Source organism: Sorangium sp. So ce887 (genome assembly GCF_051521455.1).
Lineage (GTDB): Bacteria > Myxococcota_A > Polyangia > Polyangiales > Polyangiaceae > Sorangium.
The window spans coordinates 5,660,228-5,672,792 of sequence record NZ_CP150354.1 but is presented as its reverse complement, the minus strand read 5'-3'; the positions used below and the strand labels follow the sequence as shown (position 1 = coordinate 5,672,792).

The 12,565-nt window shown below is 73.1% G+C and carries 13 protein-coding genes; 12 read left to right on the top strand and 1 reads right to left on the bottom strand.

The genetic code is table 11. The features are described 5' to 3' along the window. The first annotated feature begins 75 nt into the window (after positions 1 to 75). A complete protein-coding gene (locus tag WMF36_RS21250) occupies positions 76 to 2,346 on the top strand; it encodes a hypothetical protein (protein ID WP_437581440.1) in 2,271 nt (756 codons plus the stop codon). Positions 2,347 to 2,419: 73 nt separating this feature from the next. Here WMF36_RS21250 and WMF36_RS21245 read toward each other — a convergent pair whose 3' ends face one another. Next, the gene (locus WMF36_RS21245; RefSeq protein ID WP_437581439.1) at positions 2,420 to 2,821 is read right to left on the bottom strand and encodes a PEGA domain-containing protein; all 402 of its coding nucleotides are present in this window, start codon (positions 2,819 to 2,821) and stop codon (positions 2,420 to 2,422) included. Positions 2,822 to 2,956: 135 nt separating this feature from the next. Here WMF36_RS21245 and WMF36_RS21240 point away from each other — a divergent pair, with 135 nt between their 5' ends. Genes WMF36_RS21240 through WMF36_RS21190 form a run of 11 tightly spaced genes read left to right on the top strand, consistent with a single transcriptional unit; the run spans position 2,957 to position 12,555 of the window. Beyond that, positions 2,957 to 4,510, top strand: a complete 1,554-nt coding sequence (locus WMF36_RS21240) for a radical SAM protein (protein ID WP_437581438.1) — start codon at positions 2,957 to 2,959, stop codon at positions 4,508 to 4,510. Then, a complete protein-coding gene (locus tag WMF36_RS21235) occupies positions 4,507 to 6,009 on the top strand; it encodes a radical SAM protein (protein WP_437581437.1) in 1,503 nt (500 codons plus the stop codon). Before WMF36_RS21240 ends, WMF36_RS21235 begins: the two co-directional genes overlap by 4 nt. Next, positions 6,006 to 6,749 (top strand): SDR family NAD(P)-dependent oxidoreductase, encoded by a 744-nt coding sequence (locus WMF36_RS21230; protein ID WP_437493617.1) that lies wholly within the window; start codon positions 6,006 to 6,008, stop codon positions 6,747 to 6,749. Before WMF36_RS21235 ends, WMF36_RS21230 begins: the two co-directional genes overlap by 4 nt. Continuing rightward, the gene (locus WMF36_RS21225) at positions 6,749 to 7,492 is read left to right on the top strand and encodes an SDR family NAD(P)-dependent oxidoreductase (RefSeq protein WP_437581436.1); all 744 of its coding nucleotides are present in this window, start codon (positions 6,749 to 6,751) and stop codon (positions 7,490 to 7,492) included. The genes WMF36_RS21230 and WMF36_RS21225 overlap by 1 nt, the downstream gene beginning before the upstream one ends. Beyond that, positions 7,492 to 8,094: a hypothetical protein gene (locus WMF36_RS21220; protein WP_437581435.1), complete on the top strand. Its 603-nt coding sequence runs from the start codon at positions 7,492 to 7,494 to the stop codon at positions 8,092 to 8,094. Before WMF36_RS21225 ends, WMF36_RS21220 begins: the two co-directional genes overlap by 1 nt. Then, positions 8,094 to 8,570 (top strand): hypothetical protein, encoded by a 477-nt coding sequence (locus WMF36_RS21215; protein ID WP_437581434.1) that lies wholly within the window; start codon positions 8,094 to 8,096, stop codon positions 8,568 to 8,570. Before WMF36_RS21220 ends, WMF36_RS21215 begins: the two co-directional genes overlap by 1 nt. Next, a complete protein-coding gene (locus tag WMF36_RS21210) occupies positions 8,567 to 9,481 on the top strand; it encodes a beta-ketoacyl synthase N-terminal-like domain-containing protein (protein WP_437581433.1) in 915 nt (304 codons plus the stop codon). The genes WMF36_RS21215 and WMF36_RS21210 overlap by 4 nt, the downstream gene beginning before the upstream one ends. Next, positions 9,478 to 10,725 carry a beta-ketoacyl-[acyl-carrier-protein] synthase family protein gene (locus WMF36_RS21205; RefSeq protein WP_437581432.1) on the top strand — a complete coding sequence of 416 codons (1,248 nt, stop codon included), beginning with the start codon at positions 9,478 to 9,480 and terminating at the stop codon, positions 10,723 to 10,725. The genes WMF36_RS21210 and WMF36_RS21205 overlap by 4 nt, the downstream gene beginning before the upstream one ends. Then, complete coding sequence (locus WMF36_RS21200) at positions 10,722 to 11,480, top strand: SDR family NAD(P)-dependent oxidoreductase (RefSeq protein ID WP_437581431.1); 759 nt, start codon at positions 10,722 to 10,724, stop codon at positions 11,478 to 11,480. Before WMF36_RS21205 ends, WMF36_RS21200 begins: the two co-directional genes overlap by 4 nt. Then, positions 11,477 to 12,106 carry a nitroreductase family protein gene (locus tag WMF36_RS21195; RefSeq protein WP_437581430.1) on the top strand — a complete coding sequence of 210 codons (630 nt, stop codon included), beginning with the start codon at positions 11,477 to 11,479 and terminating at the stop codon, positions 12,104 to 12,106. The genes WMF36_RS21200 and WMF36_RS21195 overlap by 4 nt, the downstream gene beginning before the upstream one ends. Next, on the top strand, positions 12,103 to 12,555 hold the full coding sequence (locus tag WMF36_RS21190; RefSeq protein ID WP_437581429.1) for a phosphopantetheine-binding protein: 453 nt from the start codon (positions 12,103 to 12,105) through the stop codon (positions 12,553 to 12,555). Before WMF36_RS21195 ends, WMF36_RS21190 begins: the two co-directional genes overlap by 4 nt. The last annotated feature ends 10 nt before the right edge of the window (positions 12,556 to 12,565 follow it).

Genomic DNA, 12,565 nt, shown 5'->3' with positions numbered 1-12,565 from the left:
GGGTCGGGTTGCCTGCAATGACGGGGGCGCGAGGGCGACGGACATCTGCTGGAATGTCCGCCTATGACTCGCCCCGTGATGTCTCTCTCCTGCCGAACACCTGCCCTGCTGCTCGGGCTGATCGCGGCCTGGGCCGCGTGCTCATCGCCCCCGTCGGCCGGCGGCGGTGGCTCGCCGCCGGCCGGCGACGGCGGCAGCGGTGCCGCGCCTCCCGACGCCGGCCACACGGGCGGCGGGGGCGGCTCGCCGCAGGGTGGCGGCGGGGGTGCGGACGGCGGAGGCGGCGCCGCGGGTGCGGAGGCCGGCGGCGGGGGAGCTGGCTCGGGAGGCGGCGGCGGCGCGGGCACCGGCGGCGGCGCGGGCACCGGCGGCGGCGCGGGCACCGGCGGTGGCGCGGGCACCGGCGGTGGCTGCGTCGTGGAGACGCCCGCCGAGGACCCGGCGCCGCCCGTCAACGCCACGCCGTTGGTCTTTCCTCCGGATGCGCCCTACGAGCAGCGCCCCCCGTGGCGCGCGGGCTCGTGCACCGGCTGGTCGCAGGTCCCGCCCGTCTACGATTACCCCGCGCCTGCCATCTCGGACGAAGGCCCGTGGATCGTCAGCGGCCAGTACCTGAGCTCCTCGCACGTCCTGCATCTCACGCGCTGCGGCTGGACGATGACGGGCTTCGGACCGCGCCTGTCGCTCTACAACGTCGCTGCCGGGACGGACTGGGTTGCGATCTCCACCAGCGACAGCACCCAGCTCCCGTACCGCCGCGGCGGGACCTGGTACAACATCGCTGATCCGGAGCCCGGGGCCGGCGCCGGCCGTGTCCACAACGTCGGTGGGACCCTGGCGCTCACCACGTTCGAGGGGACGATCGACCTGTACGACCCGTTGACCGGCTGGCGCAGGATCCTCCCGGCGGGCACCGGGAATCCCCACTCGCTCTGGGGCGATCCGACGCACCTCTTCGAGACCTACGACACCGGCGTCCGGCGGTGGGACGGTTCCCGCTGGCGAGAGCTCTCCGGCCCGGCGCCGCAGCGCTACGCCGCGATCGCGGGGAGCGGGACCGAGGTGTTCGTCTCCGGCGCCGAGGAGCTTTACCTGGTCTCGGGCGATTCGCTCGTACAGCAGCCCGCGCCGGACTGCGGAGGCGGCGCCGTCGTCACATCCTACGCCGACCTGGCGGCCGGGGGCGGGACGCTGGCCCTCAGCGTGAAATGCCGCGCCGCGAGCTCGGACGCGTCGATGTTCCGGGTCTTCCTCCGGAGCGGCGGCGCATGGGTCGCGACGCCCGCGCTCCCGGAGCCGATCCCATTGCAACCGCCCACGAACGACGCCCCGGCCCTCCGGGTCGACCCGGCGGGCGTCGTCTATGCCAGCGCGGCCGACGGGCAGATCCAGCGGCTCGATCCGACCGGCTGGACATCGCTCGTGGAGTCGCCCGCGCCGACGTGGAGGTCGTTCGCGGGCCGCACGCGCGACGAGCTCTACGCCATCGGCGACGGCGTCGCCCGACTCTCGGCGGACGGCCTCACGTGGGCGCCGGTCGCCGGCTCCGAGGCCATCCGCGGCCGCTCGGCGTGGCAGGCGCCGGACGGCGCGCTCTTCGTCGTCGCGATGGACGCCGGCGTGAGCTCGGTCTGGCGACACGACGGCGCGGCATGGACGCGCGACCTGTCGCTGCCGGCCGCGTCCACCTCGAACATCGTGGGGCGAGCGTCGTCCGAGGTCTACGTCGCGCTGGACAACACCCTCCACCGCTGGGACGGCGCCGCGTGGTCGTCGCTCGGCGCGTCGCCGTGCGACGGGCGGGATCCGATCATGGCGCGCCTCGCGCTCGCGGGCGCGCAGGCCGTGGTCGCGCTGTGCGACAGGCACGCGCTGGACGACTCCCGGGGACCGTCACTCGTGGAATGGGACGGCGCCGCGTGGTCCGAGTCGCCCGCGACCGGAGACTCCCTCGCGCAGATCGGCCCGCCCGACGCGCTGGAGGCCTACGCGTGGGAGAAGGCGCAGGGACTGGGCGTGTACCGCGTGCGCGATGATCTCGGCTGGGGGCTCGGCGCCTTGCCTCCCACGACGCACATCGAGGATCTCGCGGGCACGCCCGGGCGGCTCGTCGCGAGCGCCTCCTCGCACAACGCAGAGCCGTTCGACCAGTACCTCGGCCGGACGGACGGCACCTCGTGGACCCGCAACCACGACTGGATGCATTTCTCGTCGAACGGCGAGACGGAGCTCCCTTCCCGGCTCTGGAGCGACGGCCGCTGGGTGGCCACCACGGTCAACCTGGGTGCGCGGAGCCACTACGGCGGCCTGGCGAACGCCGCCGTCCTGTGCGATCTCGGGCCGTAGGCTCGATCGCCCGCCACCGCGGGAGCTCGCGGCGCTGGCCTGCGCAGGACCGGCGACGCCGCGCGGGCCGGCGCTACTTCTTCTCTTCGGGCTTCTCGCCCTTGGCGTCGCCGGCGTTCTCCCTGATGGAGGGCGGCGGGTCCGACTGGACCGTCTTCGCGTCGCCGGGCTCGAGCGTCACCATCATCGTGCGGTTGCCGCGCTCCGGATCCACGAAGGTCACCTCGTGCGTGCCGGGCGCGATCTTGCGCCCCGAGATCGGCGTCGACCCGATCGGCTTGCCGTCGAGCAGGATCTCGGTGGGCTGCGCCGAGACGACGTCGAGCATCGGCGCGTCGTCGAGCGGCGGCTCGGGCTCGGGCTCGGGTGGGGTGACGACCGGCGGAGGCGTGGGCTCGACCGGGGGCGGCGGGCTCGCGGCCCCGCCGCAGCCGGCGAGCGCGATGACGAGGAGGGGAGCGGCGATACGGACCATGCGGCGGAGGCTAGACACGAATCACGCGCGGGGGAATGGCCCGGCGCTGGCACCGCGCGCGCCGCGCTCGCGCGGTGCCAGCGCCGGGGAGCCGGGCGTTGCGCTGCCCGACCACCCCAGGTACTTCTGGTCGCCATGTCGACCGTGGCGATCTGCGGAACGGGGAACCAGCGACAGCCGACGGAGCACGTCTACTACTCGTCGACGAAGAGCCTCTGCAAGACCTGCAAGCAGGGCGTCGACGCCAAGATCCAGTTTTCTGGTGGGGCAGTATATTTCGACAAGTTCTGCCCTGAACACGGCCACCAGCGGGTGCTCGTCGCCTCCAGCGTCGAATGGTACCTCGACGCGCTCTCCTTCCTTGCGCCGCACACGCCGCCGCGCGGCGAGATCCGCGCCGTGCGGAGCGGCTGTCCCTTCGACTGCGGCCCGTGCGCCTCGCACCAGCAGAAGGTGTACATGCCCGTCGTCCCCATCACGTCGGCGTGCAACCTCGATTGCCCCATCTGCTACACGGTCAACAAGAACGAGGGGGCGCACCAGATGAGCGAGGGCGAGTTCGCCGCGATCCTCGGCCACCTCCGCGCCCAGCACGACGAGCTCGACATCATCAACTTCACGGGCGGCGAGCCCACCATGCACCCCGAGCTCCCGAAGCTCCTCCGCATGGCGTCCGAGGCGGGGATCCGCCGCCTCACCATCTCGACCAACGGGCTCAAGCTGCGGAACGATGCCTACGTCCGCGAGCTCGCCGCCCTCGACGCGCGCATCGTGCTGTCGCTCGACACCTTCGACCCCGAGATCGACCAGCGGATGCTCGGGGCCAACACCGTGCGGGCCAAGCTCGAGGCGCTCGAGCTCCTCGAGAAGCACGACGTCACGACGACGCTCCTGCCCGCGATCGCGGCCGGCCTGAACGACAAGGACCTCGGCAAGCTCTTCGACCTGATGATGCGCAAGCCGAACATCGTCTCGCTCGAGCTCCACACGCTCACGTTCACGGGCCAGGGCGGCGCCGGGTTCGACCGCGCCGCGCGCATCACCACGCCCGATCTCCACCGGCTCCTCGAGGAGCACACAGGCGGCGCCATCGCCGCGCGCGACTTCGTCCCTTCGCCGCTCGCCCACCCGCACTGCTACTCGATCTGCTACCTGCTCGTGCTCGACGGCGGCGGCGTCGCCCCGTTCGCGCGCTTCATGGGCCGGGACAAGCTCTTCGAGCTGCTCGGCGACTCCCTCTATATCCAGCCCCGCGAGCCCGTCGAAGAGGCGCTCCGGACCGCGATGGACGAGCTCTGGGCCGATCCGGACAGGCTGCCCGAGAGCGAGGCGCTGCTCCGCACGCTGAAGCGCCTGCTCCGCGAGATGTTCCCCCCGGGCAAGCCGCTTCCCATCGAACAGCGGCAGAAGATCGCCGAGCGCGCGACCAAGGCGATCTACATCCACTCCCACATGGACGAGGAGAGCTTCGACGTCGCCCGCGTCATGAAGTGCAGTATCGGCGTCCCCGATGTCGACGGCAGCAACATCCCGACGTGCTCGTACAACGTCCTCTACCGCGAGAACGACGCGCGCTTCGCCGATCCCGACATGCTCGCTCGCATGGGGCGGACCGAGCCGCACCCGCTCCTCGCGCCCGCGCCCCCCGCGAACAGGCGCTCACTTCCGCTCCTCAAGGTGCCGTCATGACCGCGAAGCTCCCCCTCGTCGACCGGAAGTTCACGTTCACCCCGAGCGCGAAGGACCGCGAGGTCTTCCACTCCTTCTCACGGGGGCTGTGCCCCCAGTGCAAGAAGGCCGTCGACGGCGTGAGGCTCCTCCGCAATGGCAAGGTGTACCTCCGCAAGCAGTGCCCGGCGCACGGGCAGAGCGAGGCGCTCATCTCCGGCGACGCCGACTGGTTCCTGAGGTCCCTCACCTACGTCAAGGAGGGATCCAGGCCGATCGAGTACTCGACCTCGGTCGAGCGCGGCTGCCCGGACGATTGCGGCCTTTGCCCGGATCACGAGCAGCACTCGTGCCTCCCGATCATCGAGATCACGAATCATTGCAACCTCGAGTGTCCGATCTGCATCGTGCAGAACCGGCACAATTACACCATGACGCGCGAGGAGTTCGGGCGCGTGCTCGACGGCATCGTGGCCAAGGAGGGGACGCTCGAGACGATCAACCTCTCCGGCGGCGAGCCGACGCTCCACCCCGAGTTCCTCGCGCTCCTCGACATGGCGTGCGCGAGGACCGAGATCGCGCGCGTCTCCATCTCGACGAACGGCCTCCGCTGCGCGAGCGATTACGCCTTCTGCGAGGAGCTCGCCCGGCGCAAGGTGTACGTGAGCCTCCAGCTCGACGCGCTCAGCAACCCCGCCCTCCGGGTCCTGCGCGGGGCAGGGGACCAGGCCGCCGCGCGGGAGAAGGCCCTCGCCAACCTGAAGCGGGCCGGCGTGCGCACCACCCTCGTCTCGACCGTGGCCCGCGGCGTGAACGATGACCGCATCGGCGACTGCCTCCGGCTGCTCTACGACAACGACTTCATCCTGTCGCTCACGTTCCAGCCCGCGGCGTACACCGGCTACGGCGGCGCCCACTTCGCGCCGCACGATCCGCTCGACGTCATGACCATCCCCGACGTCGTCCGCGCGGCCGAGGAGCAGACAGGGCTCCTCAGGAAGAGCGATTTCTTGCCGCTGCCGTGCTCCCACCCGAGCTGCTTCGCGCTCACCTACCTGCTCAAGGTCGACGGCGAGTTCATCCCGTTCCCCAGGTTCCTCGAGCTCGATCGCTATCTAGAGCTCCTGGCGAACCGCGGCACGATCCGGCCCGACGAGGAGTTCGAGGGCGCCCTGCGCGACGCGATCGACCAGATGTGGACGAGCTCGGGCCAGGTCCCCGACTGCGACCGGATCCTGAAGGTCCTGCGCCGGGCGATCTTCCTCATGTACCCCGAGGAGCGCGCCCTCGCGCTCGAGGAGCGCCTCCACATCGGCGAGGGCCTCGTGAAGACGGTGTTCATCCACGCCTTCATGGACGTGCACAACTTCGAGATCGACCGCATCAAGAAGTGCTGCACCCACTACGCGCTCCCCGACGGGCGGCTGATCCCCGGCTGCGCGTACAACAACCTCTACCGCGACAAGGATCCGCGGTATGCGGGCCCGATCGGCGAGCCGCAGATCTGGGGCAAGACGTGACAGGCCTGCTCGCCGGCAAGCGCGCGATCGTCACCGGCGGCGGGCGCGGCCTCGGCCGGGAGATCTGCGCGACGTTCGCGCGGCACGGCGCCCGGGTGGCGTTCACCTTCACGAAGAGCGAGGAGGGCGCCCGCCGCCTCTGCGACGAGATCGCGGCCGCCGGCGCGGAGGCGCGCGCGTTCCGGGCGAGCGTCCTCGACGCGGACGCGACGCGCGCGATGGTGCGCGCCGTCGAGGAGGCGTGGGGCGGGGTCGACGTGCTCGTCAACAACGCCGGCGTGTCCCAGAATCTCCCGCTCGCGCTGCTCGAGGAGCAGGACTTCGATCACGTCCTCGACCTGAACCTCAAGGGCGCCTACCTCACGGCCCGCGAGGCGCTCCGGTCGATGATCCGGAAGAAGCGCGGCGTGGTGCTGAACATCGGGTCGCTCGCCGGGGTCAGGATGATCGAGGCGCCCATCCATTACTGCGCGAGCAAGGCCGGCCTGAAGGGGATGACCGAGGCCATGGCCAAGGAGGTCGCGCGGCACGGGATCCGCGTCCTGTGCGTCGCGCCCGGGCTGCTCGAGGACGGCGTCGGCCGCAACCTGCCCGAGCACCGCCTCGCCGACTACCTGAAGCACTGCGCGCTCGGCCGCGTCGGCACCTTCCGCGAGGTCGCCGAGCTCGCGGCGTTCCTCGTGTCCGATCGCAACGGCTACATGACCGGCGCCACCGTGGTGGTGGACGGGGGCGTGTGATGGCCGCCTCCGCCGCGAAGCCGCGCCGCTGCGTCGTCCTCGGCGGCTCGGGCACGGTCGGGCGCGCCCTGGTCGCGGAGCTCGCCCGGGCGGGGGCGCGCGTCGGGTTCACGTACAGACAAGGGCGCGAAATTGCTGATGATCTGGTGCGCGCTCTCCCGGGTACGACCGCGCTCGAGGTCGACCTCGGCGATCCGCGCGCGGCCGCGGAGGCCGCGGACGCGCTCGCGCGCCGGCTCGGGGGCGTGGACGCCTTCGCGCACTGCGCGGTCCGCACGTCGTCGGTCGAGCCGCCCGCGTTCGACGCGATCGAGGACGTCAGCTTCGAGGGGTTCGCCGACGTCCTCGCCGTCAACGTGACCAGCGCCTTCGCCGCCGCGCGGAGCCTGCTCCCGCACTTCGACGGCGGCGGGAACATCGTCCTGTTCGGCTCGGTCGACGGCATCAAGCCGGTGCCGTCGCCGGTCCCCTACGCCGTGTCGAAGGCGGCCCTCGCCGGCCTCGTGCTCAGCCTCGCCAAGTCGCTCGGCCCGCGTGGGATCCGCGTGAACCTTGTGGCGCCCGGCGTCCTGGAGGCGGGCGCCTCGCGCACGCTGCCCGACGACCTGCGCAGGGAGTACCTCAAGCACTGCGGGCTCCGCCGCCTCGGCAAGGTCGAGGAGGTCGCGGCGCTCGCCGCGTGGTTCGCGCTCGAGAACACCTACGTCACCGGCCAGACGATGATGGTCGACGGGGGGCTCTGATGGCGGCGCCTTCCTCGTCGTCGTCGTTGCGCCTCCGGGTGCTGGGCGGCCTCGCCGCGGTGGCGTTCCTCGTCCACGGCGGCAACCACGTGCGGCGGGGCTCGCCGCACGACGTGCTCTGGATGTGCAACGTCGCGCCGCTCCTGCTCGCGGCCGGCTGCTTCCTCGCGAAGCCGGACCTTGCCGCGATCGCGGCGCTGTGGCTCGCGTTCGGCACGCCCATGTGGCTGCTCGACATCGCGACGGGGAGCGGGCTCATCCTGACCACGTTCCTGCCGCACGTGCTCTGTCCCGTCGTCGCCGTCCTCGCGGTGCGGGAGATGGGGCTCGCGCGGCGCGCCTGGCTCAAGGCCACGGGGGCGCTGCTCGCCCTCGGTGGGCTGACGCGCGTGCTCACGCCCCCGGAGGCGAACGTCAACCTCTCCCACCGCGTCTGGGCGGGCTGGGAGGCGATGTTCCCGCGCTACGACCGGTACTTCGTCCTCGTGGCGGCCGCGGCGGCCCTCACGTTCTTCGTCCTCGATCGCGCGCTCGCGGCGTGGCTCGGCCCGCCGCGCCGGGGCGCCGCGGACGGCATGACCCGCGGAGCGAGCGCCCCCTGATGCGTTACATCCTCCTCGACCGGATCACGTCCGTCGAACCCGGCCGCTGCGCGCGCGGGCTGAAGGCGGTGACCCTGACCGACGAGGTCCTGCACGACCACTTCCCCGACTACCCGATCTACCCCGGCGCGCTGCTCCTCGAGGCGGCCGCGCAGCTCGCCGGCTTCCTCGTCGAGGTGACGGAGAACAGGCCGTCCGAGGCGCCGCGCCGCGCGCTCCTCGCGCAGATCGACCGGGCGAAGTTCTACCGCCCCGCGCAGCCGGGGGACAGCGTCGAGCTCTTCGCCGAGGTGGCGCAGTCGCTGGACGTCGCGGCGAAGCTCTCGGTCGGCGCCGACGTCCGCGGGGAGAGGTGCATGCGGGCGACGCTCACCTTCGTGCTGAAGGCGATCGACTCGGAGCGCTTGCACGCGCAGCGGCGCTACCTCTACGCGCTGTGGACGCGCGAGCTCCCGGACAGGGTGTGGCTGCCGTGACGCTCGTGACCGGCCTCGCGTCCGTCGTGCTCTCGCCCGGTGATGCGTGCGATCCGTCGCCGTTCCTCCGCGAGAAGAAGAGCAGGAAGTACCTCGGGCTCCAGGACGCGCTCGCGGTGGTGAGCGCCGGGCGGGCGCTCGCGGCGGCGGGGCTCGCCGCGTCGCTGCCGGGCGAGCGCACCGGGCTCTACCTCGCGGTCGGCTACATCCCGTTCCTGGAGCGCGACATCGCGCCGGTGCTCGAGGGCTCGCTCGACGAGCGCGGCGATTTCAGCCCGGCGCGCTTCGGCGCCGAGGGGTACACGCGCGCGCACCCGCTGCTCGCGTTCCGCTGCCTGCCCAACATGCCCGCCTACCACGTCGCCGCGAGCTTCGGCGTGGAGGGGCCCTACGCGGTGCTCTACCCGAGCGCGGGGCAGCTCTACCTCGCGCTCGAGGAGGCCGTGCAGGCGCTCGATCGCGGCGAGATCGACGTGGCGCTCGTGGTCGGGGTGGCGCACCAGCGCAACTACCTCGTCGAGCACCACATGCGGCGCATCGACGACCCCGTGCCGCAAGACCGGCTGTTCGACGCGTCGGCCACCGTCATCCTGGAGCGCGGGGCCCACGCGGCGGGGCGGGGCGCGCGGGCCCTCGGCGAGCTCGCGTCGGTCACGGTGGCGTACGCGCCGTTCGATCCGCTGTCCCGTGCGCCCGCGAAGCGCGAGGCGGTCGCGGTCGCGTCGCCCGCGCAGGCCGACGGCGGCGGCGGTGGAGACGCCGCGCTCGACGCGGGCGCGGAGCTCGGGCCCGCGTCGCCGCTCGTCGCGCTCGCGCGCGGGTGGGAGCGCGGCGCCGTCGAGCTCGTGCACCGCCTCGAGGGGCGCGACGGCATCACCGCGGAGAGCCGCTGGATCCGGAGGGTCTCGTGACGGCGCGCCACGCGGTGGTGGTGACGGGGATGGGCGTCGTGTCGCCGCTCGGCGATCGCGTCGATGCGTTCGGCGACGCGCTCCTCGCCGGGCGGAGCGGCGTCGGTCACATCACCCTGTTCGACGCGTCCACCCTGCCGACGCGCATCGCCGGGCAGGCCCCGCTGCCGGCCGAGGTGCCGCTCGGCGATCGCAAGGTCGCGTTCGCGCTCGCGGCGGCGAGGCGCGCCGTGGAGGCGTCCGGGCTCGCGCTCGGCGCGGGCGGTGACGCGCCGCGCGCCGACGCGGGCGTGAGCATGGGCGTCGGCCTGGAGCTCTTCAACATGGATCACCTCGCGGCGGCGCGGCGCCCGGGGTTCGCGCTGCCGGAGGGGCTCGCCGCGCGGCTCGCCTTCATGCAGACGCCCTCGGAGGTCTGCGTCCACGCGCTGAGCCACCGCTTCGGCCTCGCCGCGCCGCCGCTCGTGCACGTGTCGGCCTGCGCCGCGGGCACCGACGGGATCGGCGCGGCGTACCGGCTCATCGCCACGGGCCGCCGCCGCGTCATGCTCGCGGGCGGCACGGACTCGATGATCAACCCCCTCGGCGTCGCGGGCTTCTGCGCGCTGCAGGCGACGAGCCTCCGCAACGACCGGCCCGAGGCGGCGTCGCGGCCGTTCGACAGGACGCGCGACGGCTTCGTGATGGGCGAGGGGGCGGCCGTGCTCGTCCTGGAGCGGCTCGACGACGCGCGGGCCCGCGGCGCGCGCATCCTCGCCGAGGTGGCGGGGTACGGGAGCAGCTTCGACGCCTACAAGATCAGCGATCCGCACCCCGAGGGGCGCGGCGCCTTCCTGGCGATGTCGCGCGCGCTCGCCGACGCGGGGATCGGCCCGGACGAGGTCGACGCGATCAACGCCCACGGCACGGGAACGCCGAAGAACGATCCCGCCGAGACGCTCGCCCTGAAGCGGCTGCTCGGCGAGCGCGCGCGCGGCGTCCCGGTCTCGGCGACAAAGTCGATGATCGGCCACCTGATCTCGGCGTCCGGCGCGGTCGAGGCCGTGGCCGCCGTCGTGTGCATGCTGCGCGGCGCCGTGCACCCGACGATCAACCTCCACGAGCCGGACCCCGAGTGCGATCTCGACTACGTGCCGAACGAGGCGCGCGCGCACCGGCAGCGCCACGTGCTCTCGAGCTCGTACGGGTTCGGCGGGCACAACGCGGCCATCGTCCTGCGCCACCCGGAGGCGATCCGGCCTTGAGCCTCCTGCTCGAGGGCAAGCGCGTCGTGGTGACGGGCGCGAGCCGCGGCCTCGGCCGGGCCATCGCGCTCGCGTGCGCGCGGGAGGGCGCGGCCGGCGTCGGGATCGGCTACCGCGAGCGGGCGAGCGAGGCCGCGGACGTCGCGGCCGCGGTCGAGGCGGCGGGCGGAGGGCGCGCGCTGGCCCTCGGGTTCGACGTCGCCGATGACGCGGCCGTGGCGGCCGCCGTGGAGCGGTTCGAGGCCGAGGTGGGGCCGATCGACGGCTGGGTCAACGGCGCCGGGGTCGTGGCGCCGGGGCTGCTCGTGACGGGCGACGTGGCGCAGATCCGGGCCCAGATCGAGACGAACCTGCTCGGCCCGCTCCTGTGCGCCCGCGCCGTGCTGCCGCTCATGATGCGGCGCAAGCGCGGCGTGGTCCTCAACGTGAGCTCCGTCGCGGCGGTCCGCCCTGCCCGCGGCCAGGCCGCCTATGCGGCGGCGAAGGGAGGGATCGAGGCGCTCACGCGCGCGCTCGCGGTCGAGTACGCGAGGAAGGGCATCCGCGTCGTCTGCCTCCGGCCCGGCCCGGTCGACACCGACATGCTGGGCGGGACGCGCGCGCTCGCCGGCGAGGAGATCGTGGCCCGCGTGCCGCAGCAGCGGATCGCCGCCCCGGGCGAGATCGCCGACTACGCGGCGTTTCTCCTGAGCGACCGGGCCGCGTACGTCACCGGCGCGGTGGCGTCGGTGGACGGGGGCTACGCGGTCGGATGACGCTCGAGGAGCTCCTGCGATCGCGCCGCAGCGTGCGGCGCTTCCTCCCGGAGCCGCCGCCGGACGGCGTGATCGAGCGGCTGATCGAGCTCGCCGTCACCGCGCCGTCGGCCAGCAACAAGCAGCCGTGGCGCTTCGTCGTCGTGAAGCGCCCGGAGGCGATCGCGGCGATGGCGAGCGCGGTGCGCGAGGCGGTGGCGACCGTGGCGGAGCACGTGCCGCCCGACAGCCAGGGGGCCTTCGTGGCCTACGGCGACTACTTCACGCGGTTCGAGGGGGCGCCGGTCGTGATCGCGCCGATCTTCCGCGGGCACACCGTGCTGTCGGGCCTGGTCGCGCCCTCGCTGCCGGCGGAGCTGCGCGAGACGATCGCCGCGATGGAGCGCGACTCGGGGCTGACCGGCGCGTCGCTCGCGCTGATGAGCCTGCTCCTCGCGGCGCACGACGCCGGCCTCGGCGCGTCGGCGATGACCGGTCCGCTGCTCGCGGCGGGTCGGCTCAAGGAGATCCTCGGCGTGCCCGCGAGCTGGGGTATCGTCGCGCTCGTGGCGGTCGGGTACGCCGCCGGCGAGCCGGCGCCGACCGATCGCAAGGCCGGGAGCAAGGTCACGAGGTGGATCCGATGACGGACACGGACGCAGCGAGCGTGGACATCCCTCCGCACGTGGTCGAGGCGGTGAAGCGCTGCATCGTGGAGAGCCTCGCCGTCGAGGCCGACGCGGTCGAGCTGGGGAGCCGCCTCATCGACGACCTCGGCGCTGACTCGCTCGACTTCGTCGACATCGTGTTCATGGTCGATCACGAGCTCCACATCCGCGCGCGAGAGAGCGAGTTCAACTTCATCACCCGCCTCGATTTCTCCTCGCCCGAGGTGATGAAGGAGGGGTTTCTCACCGCGCCGGTGGTGGCCCGGCTGGAGACGTGGCTCCCGGCGCTCGCGGCGGTGGAGGACAAGATGCGGGTGACGCCCCGGCAGCTCTTCTCGCTGATCACGGTCGAGGCGATATGCATCGTGGCCGCGCGCCGGCTCGCGCCGCCCGCGGCCGGCGTGGCGCCGGCGGCGCCGCCGGAATAGCCGGAGGCTG